The 20033-nt window shown below is 55.3% G+C and carries 17 protein-coding genes and 1 rRNA gene; 4 read left to right on the plus strand and 14 right to left on the minus strand.

Annotated features, from left to right (window positions below):
* Nucleotides 1–54: 54 nt before the first annotated feature.
* Nucleotides 55–1005 carry a hypothetical protein gene (locus Pan181_RS20220; protein ID WP_145249512.1) on the plus strand — a complete coding sequence of 317 codons (951 nt, stop codon included), beginning with the start codon at nt 55–57 and terminating at the stop codon, nt 1003–1005.
* Between the two features lie 32 nt (nt 1006–1037).
* Here the strand turns inward: Pan181_RS20220 and Pan181_RS20225 are convergent, their stop codons facing one another.
* The 5 genes from Pan181_RS20225 to Pan181_RS20245 form a co-directional block, all read right to left on the minus strand.
* Nucleotides 1038–1919, minus strand: a complete 882-nt coding sequence (locus tag Pan181_RS20225) for a CheR family methyltransferase (protein WP_145249514.1) — start codon at nt 1917–1919, stop codon at nt 1038–1040.
* Nucleotides 1910–3019: a protein-glutamate methylesterase/protein-glutamine glutaminase gene (locus tag Pan181_RS20230; protein WP_145249515.1), complete on the minus strand. Its 1110-nt coding sequence runs from the start codon at nt 3017–3019 to the stop codon at nt 1910–1912. Before Pan181_RS20230 ends, Pan181_RS20225 begins: the two co-directional genes overlap by 10 nt.
* 107 nt (nt 3020–3126) lie before the next feature.
* Nucleotides 3127–5097: a methyl-accepting chemotaxis protein gene (locus tag Pan181_RS20235; protein ID WP_145249517.1), complete on the minus strand. Its 1971-nt coding sequence runs from the start codon at nt 5095–5097 to the stop codon at nt 3127–3129.
* A 126-nt stretch (nt 5098–5223) separates the two neighbouring features.
* A complete protein-coding gene (locus tag Pan181_RS20240; protein WP_145249519.1) occupies nt 5224–5688 on the minus strand; it encodes a chemotaxis protein CheW in 465 nt (154 codons plus the stop codon).
* A 7-nt stretch (nt 5689–5695) separates the two neighbouring features.
* The gene (locus Pan181_RS20245) at nt 5696–8455 is read right to left on the minus strand and encodes a hybrid sensor histidine kinase/response regulator (RefSeq protein ID WP_145249521.1); all 2760 of its coding nucleotides are present in this window, start codon (nt 8453–8455) and stop codon (nt 5696–5698) included.
* 326 nt (nt 8456–8781) lie between these two features.
* Between Pan181_RS20245 and Pan181_RS20250 the strand changes: the two genes are divergently transcribed.
* Both Pan181_RS20250 and Pan181_RS20255 read left to right on the plus strand, forming a co-directional pair.
* Nucleotides 8782–9147 carry a response regulator gene (locus Pan181_RS20250; RefSeq protein WP_145249523.1) on the plus strand — a complete coding sequence of 122 codons (366 nt, stop codon included), beginning with the start codon at nt 8782–8784 and terminating at the stop codon, nt 9145–9147.
* A gap of 44 nt (nt 9148–9191) precedes the next feature.
* The gene (locus Pan181_RS20255) at nt 9192–9677 is read left to right on the plus strand and encodes a chemotaxis protein CheX (RefSeq protein WP_145249525.1); all 486 of its coding nucleotides are present in this window, start codon (nt 9192–9194) and stop codon (nt 9675–9677) included.
* A gap of 8 nt (nt 9678–9685) precedes the next feature.
* Here Pan181_RS20255 and Pan181_RS20260 read toward each other — a convergent pair whose 3' ends face one another.
* Nucleotides 9686–10438 (minus strand): SDR family NAD(P)-dependent oxidoreductase, encoded by a 753-nt coding sequence (locus tag Pan181_RS20260; RefSeq protein ID WP_231943655.1) that lies wholly within the window; start codon nt 10436–10438, stop codon nt 9686–9688.
* Nucleotides 10439–10548: 110 nt separating this feature from the next.
* Here Pan181_RS20260 and Pan181_RS20265 point away from each other — a divergent pair, with 110 nt between their 5' ends.
* On the plus strand, nt 10549–12087 hold the full coding sequence (locus Pan181_RS20265; RefSeq protein ID WP_145249527.1) for an SDR family oxidoreductase: 1539 nt from the start codon (nt 10549–10551) through the stop codon (nt 12085–12087).
* Here the strand turns inward: Pan181_RS20265 and Pan181_RS20270 are convergent.
* The 8 genes from Pan181_RS20270 to Pan181_RS20300 form a co-directional block, all read right to left on the minus strand.
* Complete coding sequence (locus Pan181_RS20270) at nt 12038–13588, minus strand: cryptochrome/photolyase family protein (protein ID WP_231943656.1); 1551 nt, start codon at nt 13586–13588, stop codon at nt 12038–12040. The genes Pan181_RS20265 and Pan181_RS20270 overlap by 50 nt on opposite strands.
* A gap of 88 nt (nt 13589–13676) precedes the next feature.
* Entirely contained in the window at nt 13677–13829 is a 153-nt protein-coding gene (locus tag Pan181_RS26280) for a hypothetical protein (RefSeq protein WP_197528551.1), read from the minus strand.
* Nucleotides 13830–13904: 75 nt separating this feature from the next.
* A complete protein-coding gene (locus tag Pan181_RS20275; protein WP_145244957.1) occupies nt 13905–14552 on the minus strand; it encodes an IS630 family transposase in 648 nt (215 codons plus the stop codon).
* Complete coding sequence (locus Pan181_RS20280; RefSeq protein ID WP_145244956.1) at nt 14540–15004, minus strand: helix-turn-helix domain-containing protein; 465 nt, start codon at nt 15002–15004, stop codon at nt 14540–14542. Before Pan181_RS20280 ends, Pan181_RS20275 begins: the two co-directional genes overlap by 13 nt.
* Nucleotides 15001–16281 carry a hypothetical protein gene (locus Pan181_RS20285; protein ID WP_145249529.1) on the minus strand — a complete coding sequence of 427 codons (1281 nt, stop codon included), beginning with the start codon at nt 16279–16281 and terminating at the stop codon, nt 15001–15003. Before Pan181_RS20285 ends, Pan181_RS20280 begins: the two co-directional genes overlap by 4 nt.
* A 98-nt stretch (nt 16282–16379) precedes the next feature.
* Nucleotides 16380–16874, minus strand: a complete 495-nt coding sequence (locus Pan181_RS20290; RefSeq protein ID WP_145249531.1) for a DUF1569 domain-containing protein — start codon at nt 16872–16874, stop codon at nt 16380–16382.
* A gap of 81 nt (nt 16875–16955) precedes the next feature.
* Complete coding sequence (locus Pan181_RS20295) at nt 16956–17867, minus strand: helix-turn-helix domain-containing protein (protein WP_145249533.1); 912 nt, start codon at nt 17865–17867, stop codon at nt 16956–16958.
* A 273-nt stretch (nt 17868–18140) separates the two neighbouring features.
* Nucleotides 18141–19678: ribosomal RNA gene (locus Pan181_RS20300) — 16S ribosomal RNA — on the minus strand.
* Nucleotides 19679–20033 lie beyond the last annotated feature (355 nt).

Here is a 20033-nt window from a genome sequence, read left to right on the forward strand (position 1 = left end):
TTTCGGCCAACTCCGCGTTGCCAAAAGCCAACACTTCGCCCTTAATTGCCTACCATGTTAGTCGCTTGCCTACCCTATGGATCCGACGATTCGCAGCTTCGCCGAGTGCTGGCGGGCATGCCGGCCGTGGATGCGGTGGTACTGCCGGCGGCCGGTGTCGACGAGGGAGCGGTTTGGCTCGAGCAGCTTCTGCCGGCGCTACGACGCGAAATATTCCTACAACCCGAACTGCAGATTCTCGTATCGGTCGATCGCGAAGGGCTGGAGAGCACACTCAGAACCGCCGCCGAAATGTTGTGCCAGGCGAACTCGGAAGAGACCAGCCTGGCACGCACCGGCACTCGCGGAGAAGTAGGGCAGGTCGTGGAGTGGCTGGCCGCAGGCGAGTCGCTCGCCCACTCGCGGACGGGAGCCTCGCTCAGCGACGAGGCGATTCTCGACACCGCAAGTATCCGCTTTGGTGCCGCTCCGATCGTGGAGGTCTGTGAGATTGGGGCCAGCCTGGTGATCAGCGAGTCGCCGGCTCCCGGTTCGCTGATCCTGGGGGCTATTTACCAATCGTTAGGTATCGCCGGCAATGATTGGCACCGCCTGGCAACGGCCGAAACCTTGGCCCGCCTGGTGGAGTCGCCGCACGAGGCTCGCCCGCTCTGGCTCGAAGTAACCGACGATGGCCAGCTAGAACTTGTGGGACTTCCCACGTTAACGGTCGAGATGCTCGAAGCCTCGCTCGAAACATTGCGCGAAGAGGTCGCTCGCGATCCCTCGCCAGCAGTGACGATCGGGCTCGATCAGACAACGATCGAACAAATCGCACCCGGCCGATTCTCGCTGCATCCGATTACAGTGCAGCCGGCCGCGGGTCGATACGCGGTGGAAATCACCTACCGCGAGTCGGCGGAAGCCCCGCCGCAAAAGTGGCCTACCAGCATCTCGCGCCTGCAGGCGGAGTGGGAAGCCCAGGTCTGGACCGCTAAAGAGTGGTCGCAGAGGTTGAGTAGTTAACTATGCTGGTTGCAGCCGTCGATCCGCCCCAACTAGATGGGCTTAGGGCGATAGCAAGTGCAGTTACAGTGCGTTTGTGGGGTGAACTGAGGTCCAAGGTCGCTAAGGCGTTCGGCCGAGCCAACAAACAACCACCCGCCAGGGGTTATGGTTTCGACCATGCGATTAAACACACTGGCGCGTTGGTCGGGCTTGAAATAGATCGCCACGTTGCGGCAGAACACAATGTCGAACAGTCCCCGCTCGGGATACGGTTTGAGCAGATTGCGAACTTCGAACTTGGTGAAACGTTGCAGCTGAGGGGCAACTTGCCAGCCTTCCGCTTCGTGGCTGAAATAGTTCGACTTGCTCATCGCGTCGAGACCACGGCCAACTTCCAGGTTCGAATACCAGCCGCGTTGGGCAGTTGCTACCGAAGCGGGCGACACATCGGTTCCCAGAATCTGCAGGTCCCAGCCTGGCAGGTCCTGAGCAATGTCGTGCAGCACCATGGCGATGCTGTAAACTTCCTGACCAGTGCTGCAAGCAGCCGACCAGATACGAACCCGGCGCTGGCGCCCCGTGGATTCGATATGCTGAATCAAGTCGGGAATCACCTTAAAACGCAGCGCTTTGAAAGGCGACTCGTCGCGGAAAAACAGTGTTTCGTGGGTGGTAATCGCATCGATGATATCGCTACGAATCTCTTGTCCCGAGAAAGCCTTGGCTCGGTTGACCAAGTCGGCATAGTCGCGGCATTCGAGACGTCGGACAATTGGAGCGATGCGCGACTCGATCAAATAGCCTTTGCTATCGTCCAGGTACACGCCGCATAGTTCGTCGATAAAGTCGATCAAGGCAGTCACGCCACCGTCGGCCCCAGGCGCCGCGGCTTTGGTGTTGAGCGTTGCTTGAACTTGTGCTGCTAACGACATGCTGCCATCTCCTGCCCAACGAGTTTAACCAGTTGCTCACCAATTTGGTCGAGAGGTACAACACAGTCTGCTAGACCATGCTCGACAATCTGTCTTGGCATCCCGTACACCACACAGCTAGCTTCGCTTTGAGCGATCACGGTTCCCCCCCGCTTCTTGAGAAGCTGGCAACCTTCGGCACCATCGTCGCCCATGCCGGTAAGGATAGCGGTCAGGCTATCGCCGCCGTAGATCGATGCGACAGAACGCAGCATGTAATCGACGGAAGGTTTGCAGTTTTTCTCGGGAGGTTCATCGGTAATCACGACGGTTGTCGAGAATCCCTGACGAATCAGCTTCATGTGCTTTCCGCCAGGAGCGATGTAGACCGTGCCTGGCTTGATGGCCTCGCCATGGGTGGCTTCGACCACGGTCAGTCGCGAATGACGATTCAGCTCGTCGGCAAGTGTTTTGGTAAACATCGGTGGCATGTGCTGCACCAGCACAATCGGCACTGGAAAATCTCCTGGCAGCGATGGAATGAGCTGCATCAGTGCCTTCGGACCGCCGGTGGAAACGCCGATAGCGACCACGCGCGGTTTGTTGCCGGAGAGCTTACTTGCATCGATCGTCGTGTTTGGCACCACACGCGGCGCGTCCACATGCGAAGCGGTGTGCAAACGCGAAGCCCGGCGAGCCTTCGACTCGGCGTAGGCATGGACCTTGGGGATCAAACTGTGCTCCAGTTCTGCAATGCTCGCCGCGGGGCTCGAACTCGATGGCTTCAGCGCGAAGTCAAACGCACCAGCATCGAGTGCCCGCGTGGTGGCAGTGGCTCCCTCGGCCGACAAGGCACTGAGCACAATCGCCCCCACCGACGATTTCTGTTGCTGCAAATGTTTCAGCACACCCAATCCATCGAGCTCGGGCATTTCTAGATCGAGCGTAATTAAATCGGGCTTAAGTGATTCGATTTTTTCCAAAGCGACCCGCCCATTCACGGCGGTGCCGACCACGTCGATTCGCTCATCGGCTTCCAATACTTGAGAGACGAACTTTCGGTACAAAGCCGAATCGTCGACTACCAGCATGCGGATCGGGTTGGTGGCTTGGGAGGACATGATTACTGTGGTATCTCAATCAAAGTGGGGCAAACAAAGAGGCAGGCACCTGGCATCGCACCGCGAGCTTAAGCTCGCGGTGCGACTTGCAGGCGTTTCGTTTCACATTAGCGAGCCAGTGCAGGCTCACGAGTAGCGTAGCTTGTCGAGTCGGCATAGCTGCTCTGCGAGTTACCTTCGATCTTGAACTGACCAACGATGCCTTCCAGCTCGGCGGCCAGTTGCGACAACTGCGAACCAACCGTTTGAGTCTTCGAAGCACCTTCGGCAGTTTGCTTGGCAGCTTGATCGACACCCACGATGTTGCGGGAGATTTCGGTGCAAGCCGAAGCACTTTCGGCTACGCCGGTCGACACGGTGCTCGTGGCCGTGGCGGTTTGATTGACGTTGGCCGAGATTTCCTTGGTGGTGATGCTCTGCTCTTCCACGGCCGAAGCAATGGTGGCCGAGGTCGAGTTCACCTGCTGGATCGCTTCGCCGACGTCGGCGATGCTGCGAACCGCTTCCTTGGTGGAGCTTTGGATGCCTTCAATCCGCACGCGGATGTCTTGAGTGGCGTCGGCCGTTTGACGGGCCAGCTCTTTCACCTCGGTGGCAACCACAGCAAAGCCCTTACCAGCTTCCCCCGCCCGAGCGGCTTCGATCGTCGCGTTCAAGGCCAGCAGATTGGTCTGCTCAGCAATGTCTTGAATCACTTCGATTACCTTGCCAATCTCTTCGGCGGCTTCACCCAACTGACCAATCGTTTGATTGCTCGATTCGGTGAGCTGGGTCGCGTTCTGAGCAATGTTCGAAGCTTGCTCTGCGGTCTTGGCGATTTCGCTGATGCTGGCAGTGAGTTCATCCACCGCCTTGGCGACCGATTGAACGTTGGCAGTCATCTGCTCGGTCGACGCGGCCATGTTGGTCATATTGGTCGACATCTCTTCAGCAGCAGCAGCTACCGTAGCACTTTGGCCGGTGGTTTCTTCAGCACCGCTGGCCAGGTCAGTCGCGGTAGCCGACAGCTCTTGCGAAGTGCTGGTAAGCTGACCAGCGTTGCTCGACAGACTGCGGATCAAGCCACGCAGGTTGTCGCTCATCGCGTTCACCGCCTTGGCAATGTTGTTGAACACTGCATAGGTTTCTTGTGTGTGCTCGTCGGCTTCCGAAACAATGTAGTTATTGCTCAAGTCGCCATTGGCAACCGACTGCAGCAGTGCCGACAGAGCGACCACTTCGGTCTCCTGGAACTCAGCGACCTTACGATCGATGATTTCACGTTGACGCTCTTCGGTAACGTTCTTCCACTCCAAGTTGGTACCGGTGTAGTTGCCTTCGGCATCCCACTGTGCGGTAACCATCAGCGAAATAGTCAGCGGCCCGACCTTGATATCGGTCTTGTAAGGCAGGTTATTGGGATCGGCCAGGAAGTCGCGTTGATGACGCGGATTCACATGGAACTGGTCGATGCACTCGCCCAGCAGCTTGTCGGGATCGACGGTCGGCCAAACCGAGCGAAGGGTTGCCAGGTTGTCGTTGAGCAACTTGCGAGTAGCATCGTTGAAATAGGTGATCTTGAAATCGCGGTCGATCATCATGTAGGCCGACTCGGAATTGTCGACCACTCCACGAAGACGGAACGCTTCCTGACGATTCACCACCTGCTCGGTGATGTCGGTAGCAAACTTGATCACACCGATCACATTGCCCTTTTCGTCGAACATTGGGTTGTAGGAGGCCTGAATCCAGATTTCACTGCCATCCTTGCAAATCCGCTTGTATTCACCCGCGTCGAACTCACCACGGTTCAGCTTATCCCAGAAAGCCTTGTATTCGGGACTGCTGGTGTACGAGTCTTCGCAGAAGATGCGGTGATGCTTCCCTTGAATCTCTTCAAGGGTGTAACCCAACGCGTTCAAGAAGTTGTCGTTGGCAGTGGTAATGGTACCATCGAGATTGAACTGAATCACCGCTTGCGAACGCTCCATCGCAGCAACTTGCGACTTGAGTGCTTGCAATTCGGCTTTGCCCTTCGATGCCGAGGATTGGCGAGGCTTGGTGGAACGGGTGGCTGTGGTAGTCTTGCGAGCTGCCATGTGTTTATCTCCAGTTAATGCTGTTATCTGATTGAATATCGAAAACTATTTCGAATGAATGATCGGAACACGAATATGGGATGAAGTCGCCCAGCACCTAGTCGTGTCGTGGTCGACTGTTGTTTTTTACTTTCCTGATTCGAGGGCCGCCTCCAAATTTAAAATGGCCACGATGTCGGTTTCGCCAGTGAACACGCCGCTGAAGAAGCGTTCGTCCATAGCACTTATATTTGGAGGGGGAGGAATCACATCCTCGTACTTCACGGTAATGATGTCGGCGATCCGATCGACACACAGTCCGACCAATTCACCCGACACGTTCACAATCAGATTTCGACTATCCTTGGTGACCGTGGCCCGATCGAGCCCGAGTACCGTGCGAATGTCGACCACTGTTACCACATCGCCCCGAAGATTGATGACGCCTCGCACCCAATTGGGAGCATGCGGCACCGTGGTAACATCCAAGCAACGATTGATCTCTTGAACCTTGTCGATCTCGAGCCCCAAGAGCATCTCGCCCACGTAGAACGTGGCGAGCTGTACTTCGGAAGATGCGACGAAGGCAACACTGTCTGTTACAGTAGACATTTTTTGGTTAGCTCCCTGCAGTTGCCAGCTTGCGCCGTGGTTTGTTTTTCTTGCCCCCCTTGCTGGCGGCTAAGAGATTACGAATCGAGCGTATCAAGTTCTCACGATGCATCTTCACCTGATAGTCGTTGAAGCCGACTTGCTGCCCGTGCATAACGTCTGATTCGCTTGAGAGCGAAGTCAGAGCAATCGTCGGCAAGTGCTGCAGCGAACCGGTGTTTCGGATATTCTGGCAGAGCTGGAAGCCATCCATATTCGGCATTTCGATATCGGTAACAACCAAATCGACTTCCACGCCATCCTGGGAAAGCGCGTTCCAGGCTTCTAATCCATCTTCATACTCGTAGGTCTCGAAACCTTCGTTCTTGAAGAACCCAGCAACTTGTCGACGGAAGAACGAAGAGTCTTCGGCCAACAGAATGCGGGGGGGATTATCTTCCGGTTCACTGACATCTTCACGCGATTCAGTGAACCACTGGGGATGTGTGACTTCCGCTAGTTCGAACACGTCCAGCAAGCGAGTCACCCGGTCGTCGATCACCAAGCTTCCAGCGACACCTGGTTCCTTGAAGGTTTCGTCGTCAATATCACACGACAATTCGCGAATGTCGTCGAGTTTCGGAGCGACCAGACCAACCTCGCGTTCCCCAATGGTGAAGACGATAACGTACAACCGATCCACGTCGGGACGTGCGTTGACTTTGAGTTGACTTTCCACCGAGATCAACGGTAGCGAAGTACCACGATACTGCAGAAGCTCTTGACCACCAACACGATCGATGTTGGCCGTCTTCACGCGCTCGATGCGTGCGACCACTCCCATCGGTACTGCGAACAAGTCGGCAGGGTCCGACGAGAACAGCAGCAGCGTTTGAGTATGGTTCTGCTCAACCGACTCCTTATGAGCTTCGTGAGCCTCGTTCGAATCGTGTGTGAGTTGCACACCCGACTTCGAGGCGATACCAGCGGCATCCAGAATCAAAGCAACTCGTCCGTTGCCTAGTATGGTGGCACCAGCCAGACAGTTTTCACCCTTCAGGTGCATACCAAGCGGCTTCACCACGATTTCTTCCGAGTCGTGAATGCCATCGACGATCAGTCCGTAACGCACCTGGCCTGTTTCGACCACGATGATGTTCATCGGAGCGTTCGAGTTCTCCGACTTATTGCGGGGAAGTCCGAGCGACTCGTCAAGGCGGACCAGCGGCAACAATGCACCACGCAAGCGAAGTACTTCCGCCGACTTCACGCGATCAATGCGCGAAGCGACCTCGCCTGGACGCAGGCGTACAAGTTCGGCAATGTTGGCTTGCGGCAAAGCGAATTGATCGCGGCCGCATTTGACAATCATCGAAGGAATAATGGCCAACGTCAGCGGAAGCGTCACGCGGATGTTAGTACCAACGCCGACTTCCGAATCGACATCAACGGCTCCGCCGAGCTTCTCGATATTGGTGCGAACCACGTCCATCCCGACGCCTCGGCCGCTCACGTCCGATACTTTTTCGGCCGTGGAGAAACCGGGGTGGAAGATCAAACGAACCGCTTCGCGGTCGCTCATCGCTTCGGCACGATCGGCGGAGATTACTCCCTTTTCCATTGCTTTCTTACGAAGCTTGGCGGGATCGATACCGGCACCATCGTCCTGAATCTCGATGCACACCTTGCCAGCCTTATGGAAGGCACGCAACCAAATGCTGCCTTCGACTGGTTTGCGGTTGCGTGACCGCACTTCGGGGGTTTCGACACCATGGTCGACCGAATTGCGAATCAGATGGGTCAGCGGATCGCCGATTGCTTCGACAATGGTCTTGTCGACTTCGACTTCCTTGCCCTCGATCTCGATCTTGCACTGCTTGCCCAGTTGGCCGCTCAGATCGCGAACAATGCGAGGGAACTTGCCGAACACGGTGCCAATCGGCTGCATCCGAGTCTGCATAATGGCTTCTTGCAGCGAGCTGGTAACTTGATCCAGATCGGCCGCAGCAGCATCCAACCCCATGCGCTCTTGCGAAGCCACGGCCTGCATCAATTGATTGCGGCTCAGCACCAATTCGCCGGCCAGGTTCATTAGATGGTCAAGCACATTGACCGATACGCGAATACTCGAATCCACAGGAGTCACCGTTGTCTTATTGGCCGCTCCCGTATCTATCGTAGAGGTCGGAGCGGGGGGAGTGTACGAAACGGGTGCAGCAGGTACGGGCTCGGGCTCGTAACTCTGCTCCGGGGTCGGGGTGTACTCTTCGACCACTTCGGGCGAGTCCACCACTTCGACCTCAGCAACCTCAGTAACTGTTGCTGGTTCTTCAACAACCGGGGCTTCAGCGACTTCCAGTTGTTCGACAGGTACTTCGGCTGCGGGCGCAGCACCGACGGCGTTGCCATCCAGCACCTGATTCAAATGATTGATCTGCTCCGACACGTCGACGTTATTCGAATTGGCCGCATCGTTAATGAGTACCCGCAGGGTGTCACCAGCGCGCAGCATCACATTCGTATTATTCGAGTCGGGTACAAGTTCGTTACTGCGAATCTTGTTGAGAACATTCTCGAGGCTGTGAGCCAGTTCCTTGATGGCGGTAAACCCCAGGAACCCGGCCGCACCCTTAATAGAATGAATGCCACGAAAGACCTTATTTACAAGGTCGGCATCGATGTTTGCTCCCGCTTGTTCGATCTGGAGCAGTTGGTTCTCAATATCGGCGAGGTGTTCGTTCGATTCCACGACGAATTCACCTACTAGTTCCTCGTCCTCTATCGTCATAATCTAGCCCCACGGGAGAATGGTCTAACCAGTAGCCCCTGCCAACCTTCGTATTTAGAAACCGGTTGGGATGTGTAAACATAGACCGCAGAACTGTGCGACACTGCTCACAAGCATGTTTTTTGCAGATTCTCTATTTGACGTTGCCCGCACAATCGTCTTGTGCTTACATAGGCGAATACCTTAGTTGATAGCTGGCTGGAAACCGCAAAAACTTTGGGTTGCTTCTCTGTAAATTCCAACCTATTTCTAAGGAATGGAAGAAGTGTGTCGTAGCGGGGACACACCAGATATCTCAGCTCTCATTCCAGCGGAAACTAATAGACATGAGCATCAAAGCCCTTATCGCCGATGACTCTGGCGTCATGCGCAAGATCATCGTACGTGCGGCCACGGCAGCTGGCATTCAGAACATCGTCGAAGCAGTGGACGGTGCCGATGCCATCGCCAAGTTCTCGGCCGAGTCGTTCGACCTCGTATTGACCGACTGGAACATGCCCAACAAGACAGGGCTGGAAGTTATTCAAGAGATACGCGCTACCGGCAGTACGGTGCCGATTATTATGGTCACCACCGAAGGTGAAAAAGCAAGCGTGTTGCAGGCGATCCAGGCAGGAGTCACCGACTACCTGACCAAGCCTTTCGAGGCGGACGCTTTGTTGGCGAAGATTGAAAAACTGGCCATCGCCTAGCCATCTCTTAATTGCCTGCCCATTCACCGACCAGGAGTTGCGACATGCGTGCTGAGTACATCAATCCGTTCATTGAATCGACGGTTGAGGTGTTTAAGACGATGCTTGGCTGCGAAGTCTCGCGTACCGGCCTCACTGTGCACGAAACGTTTTGTCCCGAGTACGATATAACCGGTATTATCGGTATGTCGGGTAAGGCCCATGGCGACGTTGTGATTAGCTTCCAACAGGAGGTCGCCCTCTCGGCCGCCGAAGCGTTGCTGGGAATCCGCTACGAAGAGATCAACGACGATGTGGTGGATACCGTTGGTGAGCTCACCAACATGATCGCCGGGAACGCTAAGACCAGCTTGCAAGACTTGCAAATGAGTCTGGCGCTGCCGACTGTGATCGTGGGCAAGAACCACTCGATTCGATTCCCCTCGAAAGTCAAGCCGCTTGCGTTGCCGTTTAGCTCGTGCTGGGGCAGCTTCAACATCGAAGTCGGCCTTGTTGAATCGCCGGAAGATGCTCACATCGTTCTCGGCTAACTTGCCGATCAGAGCTTGATCCTTCCTAACCCGCCATCAAAACCGATCACTTCGCCGGTGATCCATTGATTCGTTGGATCAAGCAGCCACAAAACGCCGCTCGCGATATCGCCTGGTTCTCCGAGCCGCCCCAAGGCATGCATGGCTTCGGAATGAGTAGCCGCCCGCTCGCTTTTCCAGATCCGCTCCGTCAGTTTCGTCTTCACTAGTCCTGGTGCAATTGCGTTGACGCGCAGCCCCTTGCGGGCATAGGTAGCTGAGGCCGAGCGTGTTAGCCCTTCGACTCCCGCTTTTGCGGCAGCAATCGCTTCGTGATTGGCGAGCCCGATCCTCGCAGCTGCCGACGAGATCAACACTACCGAGCTACCCCCCTGCCCTACGTGCTTGGCGGCCGCCCGTACCACCGCAAACGCCGAAAACAAGTTGGCGGCAATCGTCTGCTGTAGTTCGTCGAAGCTCGTTAAATGAGCCGGTTTTAGAAGTACCGAACCAACGCAGTTCACTGCCCCATCGACCTGGCCACGCAGTTCTACCCCCTTCGCAAACACTCGCTCGACTTCTTCGAAGTCGGCCGCGTCGATCGCTTCGCAGGGCATTTGCAATTGGTCCGCCAGTTGCGTTAATCGCTCACTATCTCTTGAAGCTAACACCACATGATGCCCCTGGGCGACTAATTGGCTGGCAACTGAACTACCGATACCTCCTGAAGCGCCGAATACCAAGTAGCACCGCTTGGTTGCTTCCACCTTTGCTTGCGACACGTGAAATCTCCTTGTCGAGTGAAACAAGACCGTTACAGTGCTATAGCGCTGTTGGATCGATCGCACACTCAAAATTGGCTATCTGACATCCACTTAGGGGCCTTTCACCGATGCAGCCGTCCGACTCTTCTCACTTCAATGCTCGCTCGCCACAAAGCTCGCCACCGCTGGTCCTTTTGACCGGCGCTACCGGCTACGTGGGCGGCCGATTATTAGGGTTGTTAGAATCGCACGGGCACCGAGTTCGCTGCATGGCTCGCGACCCAGCCAACCTAAGCGGCCGCACTGCTCGCACTACCGAAGTCGTTCGGGGCGACGTGCTTCAGCGTTACTCGCTGGTCGATGCGCTGAAGGGAATCGACGTTGCTTACTACCTGGTCCACTCGATGGGATCGAATGGCGACTTTGAAGAGCAAGATCGACAAGGCGCTCGCAACTTTGCAGAGGCCGCTCGCGAAGCTGGGGTTCAGCGCATTATCTATCTAGGTGGGCTCGGAGACGAAACCGACGAACTCTCGGCCCACCTGAAAAGTCGGCATGAAGTAGGACAAATCCTGAAGGAGTCGGATGCCACGGTGCTGGAGTTTCGTGCGTCAATCGTCATCGGGTCGGGAAGTCTCTCCTTCGAGTTGGTCCGTTCGCTCGTTCGACGCTTGCCAGTGATGATATGTCCCCGGTGGGTCCGCACGCAAGCGCAACCGATCGCCATCGAAGACTTACTTGAGTACTTGCTGGCCGCGGTCGATCACCCAGCCGAGCAAAGCCGTATTTACGAGATCGGTGGCCCGGATCAAGTAAGCTACGGCGACATCATGCAGGAATACGCCCAGCAACGCGGCTTGAAACGCTACTTGATCTCGGTACCGGTGCTCACGCCGAGACTCTCCAGCTTGTGGCTCGGCTTCGTCACCCCGGTCTATGCCAAGGTGGGAAAGAAACTGATCGATGGCATGCGAAATCCCACGATCGTCACCGACGATGCTGCCCGGGAGGAGTTCAACATCGCCCCACGCGGTTTGACCGCAGCGATTGAACGCGCCTGCAAATCGGAAGACCACAAGCTGGCCGAAACTCGTTGGTCCGACGCGTTATCGTCGGCTCGAGGCATTCGCTCGTGGGGCGGAGTGGCTTTTAAGAATCGGATTGTCGACTCACGGACCATTTCCACCACCGCTTCTCCCGAGGAGGCCTTTCGACCAATTCGCTCCATCGGAGGCCGCAACGGTTGGTACTTTGCCAACTGGCTATGGACCGTGCGAGCCTGGATCGACCTGATGCTCGGCGGCGTCGGCATCCGTCGCGGTCGGCGCGATCCAGACCACCTACGAGTTGGCGATGTCTTGGACTGGTGGCGTGTCGAAGAATACGTCCCCAACGAACGGATGCGGCTATTCGCCGAAATGAAGGTGCCAGGTCGGGCGTGGTTGGAATTCGAAGCCACCAAGTCCGGCGGCCAAACAACAATTCGTCAGACAGCTATCTTCGATCCCATCGGAATCTGGGGCTTGGCTTATTGGTACGCACTATACCCAGTGCACGACTTGATATTCCATGGCATGCTGCAACGCATCGCCAAACGTGCGGAGCAATCAAGCGAGGTTAGTGCTGGTCAGACAGCTCAGCACGCCACGCTTCCGCCTGCTTCTTGATCTCCGATAAATCCTTGTCCGACTTCTTCTCCAGATTACGAAGCTGCAATGTCATTCGCCGATTCGAACTGAGTTGTTTCTCGTTGCGATTCAGGTAATCCCAATACAACGTGGTGAAGGGACACGCCTGCTCCCCCACTGCTTGGTCGGGATCGAATACGCACTGCTGGCAATAGTTGCTCATACGTTTGATGTACTTGCCCGACGCGACATATGGCTTGCTGGCCATCACTCCCTCGTCGGCATACTGCGACATACCAATGGTGTTCGGGGCTTCGACCCATTCGACCGCGTCGACATAGACCGCGAGATACCACTGGTGCACCTGGTGCGGATCGACTCCTAACAACAAAGCGAACAGCCCGGTAACCATCAGACGTTGGATATGATGGGCGTAGCCGTACTCCAACGTCTGTCCGATCGCCTGGCTCAGGCAGTACATCTCGGTCTCGCCAGTCCAGTAAAACTCGGGAAGTGGCTGGCGAGCACTCATTGCATTGCGTTCCAGATAGCCTGGCATATGCAACCAGTAGACTCCGCGAACATACTCTCGCCAGCCAAGCACCTGGCGAATAAAACCCTCTACCGAGTTGAGCGGAGCGTCGCCTGCCCGGTACGCCTGCTCGGCCGCCTTGATCACGTCGCGCGGATCGAGCAATTTCAAGTTCATCGCTGCAGAGATTCGCGAGTGGTACAACCAAGGTTCGTCGGTCCACATTGCATCCTGATGATCGCCAAAGTCGGGCAAGCGATGCTTGATGAAATCGCGCAACGCCTGCTCTGCTTGCTCGGCAGTCACCGGCCAGTCGAAGTGTTCGAGATTCCCCGGATGATCGGGAAACAAGGCTTCGATATGCTTGCAGACCTGCTGGGTGATCTTGTCGGGCTTAAAGGTTCGCGGGGCAGGTAGCTTGCCTGGCCCCGATTTGCCGAACGATTTCCGATTCGATGAGTCATAATTCCAGTCGCCACCTTCCGGCTCGCCATCGTCGAGCAGCACCTCGTATCGCTTGCGCATTTCGCGATAGAAGTACTCCATGCGAAGCTGCTTGCGTCCCTTGGCATGCTGTTCGAACTCGTCGTGGGTGCACATAAAGTGCCGATCCGGCAGTAGATCGAGCGGTACCGTCAACTCGTCGCACAACTCGATAAGCCCCTGTCGCAACCACCACTCGCCGGGCTCTACGGCCACCACGCGTTCTGGCTTCTCTTTCTTGATACTCACCGCCAGGCAGTCGAGCAACGTGTTTGCTTCGGCATCGTCGTCGAGCAGTTGATACCGTACACGAATACCATTCTGTTCGAGGGCTTCGTGGAAGTGCCGCATCGCACTGAGAAACACCGCAATTCGTACTTTGTGCGACCATGTTCTGGTCGATTCGTCGGTAACTTCCGCCATCCAAGCCAGGTCGCGATCGGGGTCGATATCGTCCCAAATGGCCGAATTCAAATTCAATTGATCGCCGAATACGACCATCAGATGGCGAACTTGCTTGCCCACAACTGAAATCACCTACACGGACCAATGAACTAGGCAACTGACTGCTGGCACTGTAGAAGGTTCGTGATGAATGGCAATCGAAGCGGTGCTACTCGTTCTCGGCCTGTTGCTGGGCTTCAAGGTCCAGTCGCTCCACCGGCACTCGGTTCCACACCAGCGGCTTGCCCCAGATTTTCTCCACTCGCCGCATGTTTTCGACGTGCGTGGCGTTTGGTACCAAGCGAACGCTCGCCTGATTCACATCGACATCCAATTGGTTGATCTGCTGGACTAACTCCGAACCGCTACTAGAGCTACTAGTACGTCGTCCCGGAAGTCATTTCCTATAGAGTTCAGGGAAGACGCGTTTGGCGTCTTTTCGATGGAAGGTCCAATTGATTTTGATTTTCTTCCGATTGCGGTCGCGTGAACAGTGGGAGAGTTCGCTTTGAACCTTGTCGAGCGAAGCCAACCGACGTCCCAGGCATTGTCGCTGTATGGCCGAGATTTCGATCTCGGCCATGTTGAGCCAACTGGCATGCTTGGGGGTAAAATGCCACACAATCCGCTCCAGCATTGGCCGAGCCGCCTCCTCGCCAAAGGTTTCGATCAACGACTTCTCGTTGTGCGTGTTGAGGTTGTCCATCACCAGATGAACCCGCTCTGCGTCGGGATAGCGCTTCAAGAGGTCGCGGACGAACCGGGCGAAGTCGGCTCGCTTGCGGTGACGCTTGGCCTGAACGAATCGCTTGCCCGCCTTCGGCTCGACCGCCACGAACACGCTGCAGGTTCCGCAGCGGCGGTACTCGTAGTCCTGCTTCGCGATCTTGCCGGGTGCCGCGGGCTCGGGCGGCCGCGCGTCGTCGACCCTCTGATAGGGCTGCTCGTCGAGGCAGACGACCGGCTCGTTCGGGTCGAGCGGCTTCTCGTACTGCTCGAGGACGTCCTCCATCCGCTCACAGAACTCGTCGTTCAGCTTGGGCACGCACCAAGTTTTTTTCGCCACGGCTTCAGGTCGTGTTCCTTGAGCCACAGCGAGACCTCCGTCACGCTGAGCGAATCGACGAAGCCTTCCTTCACCGCGTGCTCGCACAACAATTCCAGCGTCCAGCGAGCCCGTCCCTCGGGCGGCTCGCTGCACGCCAGGGCGATTACCTGTTGCTGCTGCCGCTTGGTGAACTCTGGGGGGCGGCCCGAGCGAGGCGCATCGTACACCGCCCGCTGGACGCCCTCTTCGCAGAACCGCTTTCGGACGGCTCGGACGTTGCGCGTCGTGCAGCCCACATGCTCGGCGATCTCTTCGTCGGTGCATCCCGAGTCCGATTTCAATAATATCTGGCAGCGACGCACCACTTGCGCCGCGCGGGCGCCTGAGCGTGCTAGCTGCTCCAAACCTCCACGGGCCTGGTGGTCCAGGCAAACAATGTGCTTTTTCATTCCGCAGCATATAGCAGCGGAATGGATTTCAGGAAAGACGTACTAGTTCCGTTAAGTTGCTGAAAAGTTACGTAATACGATCTCCCCATCTCGATCACTTCGTCCCCAATCGCGACCTCGACATCGAAGCTCAAAGGGGTAGTCTGCACCTCGCCATACTCAATCTTCATCACCACTTTGCATTTACCCTCTACATCGGGCTGGATTACCAGACGCTCGATCCGGACCGCCCCAGACAATGGAGCATCAGCGGAGTCAGTCGAAAGGGCAACAATCTTATCTTGAGGCCCAAACACTTCTAACGTGCCTTCGACGGTTTGGCCCCACCGCTGACGTGGTTTTGGCCATTGTTCGATCTTCAACCGGCTGGCATTGACCCCCAGCAGCTTATCCCGATCGATGTAGGCGGCAACGATATCGAACTCTGCCTTGTACTCCCCCTTTTCGAAATCGCCTTCGATGACACCCATCCAATCCTGCCCACCCCGATGGTTCTCGCGAAACTCGACCGCCTCGCCATCGATACGGATGGCCTGCAGATGCCATGCAAGCTCCAGTGGCAACCGCGAATTGCCTCCCCAGGGGCTGCCAAAATTTAGGCGAACATTGAAGCTCGGTTTGCCTTCCCGCAACCGCGGCAGCGGATCGAGCTTGGCCTGTGTGCCATAGAATGCATCGCATAAGGCAAACAATGACGCATCGCTAATCATGCCCGCAGCGTCAGCTTGCTCCACGAAGTCGCCCTGCCAGCTCAACGGACTATCCCAGCCGTTTGGCTTGCTTGCTGTCATTTGATTCGCCAACTCGTCGATCGCATCGTCTACTTGCTCCGCAGTCAACTTGCCGGCGGCCAGGCGACTTGTGAGTTCGTTCCACACCCACGGCTCGTCAAACTGTTGTGGCAAGCGTTGGGCGATGAGCTGCTTGGTCGAGAGCACTCCCATGCCACCGGAGTTTAGATACTCGGAAAGAAACAGCATGCCAAAGCCTAGGACCGGCATGCAGGCGAGCATCGCTCCCCACAGGGCAATCGACTTGCGACGCTGGCGGATCCCTAGCACGATCAGGGTGCCAATCGCCAGGACGAATGGCACAATGGTTGCCAGCAACCCGACGACCGCCTGAAAAACTTGCGGGTGCCAAAAAAACGCTCGTCCGAGAAGACCACCTCCGGCACCGATCACAAGCAACAGCAGAAGCATCCACTTCAAGCTGATGCGAAACCCGCCTGAAGGGGCAAAATCGTCGGATGGTGACGTCGTTTCGGAGTTAGACATATGGAGTCATCGTAAGCGGAAGAAGAGAATAGACTGAAGTCGGCAGGAGCTATTCGCAAGCCAAAAGCAGATCTTGGGGCACAACCAGTCGATTTCGTCTAACCGTCCCCAGGATAACGCAAAAAGCTGAAATGCAGCTCCGCGTGGCGTAGATTTAGCTCAATGCGATCGGCCATCGACATCTCTCCGAAGGCGGGGCTGTGATACGTGGCCGGCTCGTCCGACTCCAAACGCTCGATGCCGCGGCGCATGTTGGCCAGTGCTTCGGCAAACTCCACCGGCTCGGCGCCGGTGGTGCCCCCTTCGACCCCTGGAATGCGAACCCCGCTCGGCATCTTGCCTTTGAGCATCTTGGGTAGCTGCCAACGCAGGTACCAGCGAATGAAAAACGGCGGAGCTTTGATGGGATAGCCCTCCCATCCGTAATGAATCCACGCGGCGACATGCCCCAGAATTTGTCCCGGGGTCCATTTCCCAACAGCCGACAGCTCGCCACGCTGTTCGGCCATTTCCAGGCGATCCAGCTCCGCCCGCAGGTCATCGAGCGTGGCAAAATTCAAATCACGGCGGTCGGTGGGGGTGGTTTTGCTCATGGCAAAATTATCACACCTGGTTGCGTGATCCTGCAAGCGGGTTATTCAGTTCTCAACACCTGCTTAACAATCTGGTACGTGCTATCTCACCTTAAGCAGAACATCAAGTTTCTCATCAATTCGGCTTAGCAAGTGAACACTATAATCAAGGCGAGAAATACACATCTGTTCACCATATGACAAATAGTTCATTATACGATTTTTGCCATCTCGATTTCTCATAAACGCTTGCTCTGCAAGCTCAATCGGCGAAAGATCAAGTAGATTAAAATAGTCATGCTTGATGGGATAACCATTCTGTGTGCGTAAAAGGCAGAACTGATGGAGCCGCACCTCAATTGTATCTACTGTTTTCCTGTGGAACTCATCTAGTTCCTTCTCTTTAATGCCGATGCCTCGCAAACAATCAATATCAACAGAGAGAACACCTAAGTCAAAAGTGAGCCATTCTAATTCATTTGAAATCTCAAACAAGTCAAACTGATCGCCACAATCATCTGTATCGAATGCAAGATAGACCCAATCGTGTATCTGGGCCCACGCATCGAATAATCCATAGAGAGCACTTGCAAGAGGTGTCGATTCCACATTTTCACCGTCCAGTTCACGAGCACTAGGAGCCGCAAACGGTATATCAGCCCCAAGTTTTAGAAGAGTTCTAATGACATGGGAACTGTACTTGTCAGGAGAGTCCCTATACAAATCTTTAAGTGCCCACCCCCATTCCGAGCCACTCAGAATATCTGTGAAATATATGTACCAGTTCTCGGCATTTGCTTCCGTACGAGCAAACATGGCCCAATCGGTACAGACCGTACTGAAGAGGCCACCGATCTCAAGTAACTCTGTTTCACGGTTGCGGGGTATCGCTTCTCCAGCCTTCCAACGGGAAATTTGTGCACGACTCACATTTAAAGCCCTGGCCAAATCAGCCTGATTGTAGGCAGTATTGCTCGTGATAAACTCGATCAAGTTCATACCTGCTTTGGACATAGCTCACTCCAAGACAACTATCGGTGACAGAACAACACTGGAGAAACTAACACAGAACCACTGTTAAGTAAACACACAACACGACACCGTTAACACACTTCCGCGCATAAAAAAACCCGGCCATGGGGCAGGCTATTTCCCCAGGCCGGGTTTCTCAAAATCAATTTGGTGAGCGGGAGTTTGTGCTCCCTCCGTTCTTTGTCAGAAACAAAAGACCGTCCCATTTATATCCGAGTGTTGGTCACCCAACTCTCGGTTCTAAGATATCCTTAGAAAGGAGGTGATCCAGCCGCAGGTTCCCCTACGGCTACCTTGTTACGACTTAGTCCCAATCGCGGAGTTGACTCTAGGCGCCTGCCTCCTTACGGTTAGCTCAGCGACTTTAAGCCCCCCCCACTTTCGTGGCTTGACGGGCGGTGTGTACAAGGCTCAGGAACACATTCACCGTGGTATGCTGACCCACGATTACTAGCGATTCCGGCTTCATGCAGGCGAGTTGCAGCCTGCAATCCGAACTGGGGCACGCTTTTTGGGATTTGCTTGCTCTCACGAGTTCGCTTCCCTCTGTACGTGCCATTGTAGGACGTGTGCAGCCCTAGGCATAAAGGCCATGAGGACTTGACGTCATCCCCGCCTTCCTCCGGTTTAACACCGGCAGTCTCTCTAGAGTCCCCGACATTACTCGCTGGCAACTAAAGATAAGGGTTTCGCTCGTTAAGGGACTTAACCCGACATCTCACGACACGAGCTGACGACAGCCATGCAGCACCTGTGCATGTTCCAGTCGAAACTGTGGCTCCCCTTTCAGGGAGTTAATCCATGCATGTCAAACCTAGGATAAGGTTCTTCGCGTAGCCTCGAATTAAGCCACATCCTCCACCGCTTGTGTGAGCCCCCGTCAATTCCTTTGAGTTTCAGCCTTGCGACCATACTCCCCAGGCGGAGCACTTATCACTTTCGCTTCGACCAAGAACCTATGGGAGGGTCCTCAATCAAGTGCTCAACGTTTACGGCTAGGACTACCGGGGTATCTAATCCCGTTCGCTACCCTAGCTTTCGTGCCTCAGCGTCAGAAGAGACCCAGTAAGCCGCTTTCGCCACTGGTGTTCCTGATGATATCAACGCATTTCACCGCTCCACCATCAGTTCCGCTTACCTCTGTCTCCCTCAAGCACTGCAGTATCAAGCGCAGTTCCACGGTTGAGCCGTGGGATTTCACACCTGACTTACAGCACCGCCTACGCACCCTTTAAGCCCAATAATTCCGAATAACGTTTGGACGGTTCGTCTTACCGCGGCTGCTGGCACGAACTTAGCCCGTCCTTACTGTAAATTGGTCAAACTTTGCTCTTCACAAAGCCTTCCTCCTTACTTTCGCGGTTTACAACCCGAGGGCCTTCATCCCGCACGCGGCATTGCTCCTTCAGGCTTTCGCCCATTGAGGAAGATTCTCGACTGCAGCCACCCGTAGGTGTCTGGGCAGTGTCTCAGTCCCAGTGTGACGGGCCACGCTCTCACGCCCGCTAACCATCGTAGCCTTGGTAGGCCTTTACCCCACCAACAAGCTAGTAGTACGCAGTCTCCTCCCAGGGCGGAATCTCACCTTTGATCCGGAGATATTATCCAGCATTACCCTCAGTTTCCCGAGGCTATTCTAGACCCTGGGGCAGATAACTACGCGTTACTCACCCTTTCGCCGCTGTCCACTTTAGAAATCAACCGAAGCGTCAAACTAAAGCTTCTCGCTCGACTTGCATGCCTAATCCATGCCGCCAACGTTCATTCTGAGCCAGGATCAAACCCTTCAATTTAATGTATGCATCAACTTGCTAAGCAAGTTAAAGAGCCATTAGAAGTGTTTGATGGCTTCTATAAGTTAAAGATGACTTACGGCAAACATGACTGACACTCACGTGCTCGGCATGCCTGCCTCGCCATCTTAGCCATCTGAAGTATTTACAGTCTTCAGACTGACAAGGAATGGAATACTCACCAAATTGTCAAAGAGCTTGTTGTCGATTGAGTCAGTGACTCAGCCGCTCTTGCGAGTGCTTGTCGCTTGCAGTTGCTTGCGATGTCGCGTTCACCAGAGATCGGTAAATATGCCGGAGGTTCTTCAAACTGTCAACGGGCTCAGAGCAATTTCAGAAGAAAACTTCCGCGACG

The organism is Aeoliella mucimassa (assembly GCF_007748035.1).
Lineage (GTDB): Bacteria > Planctomycetota > Planctomycetia > Pirellulales > Lacipirellulaceae > Aeoliella > Aeoliella mucimassa.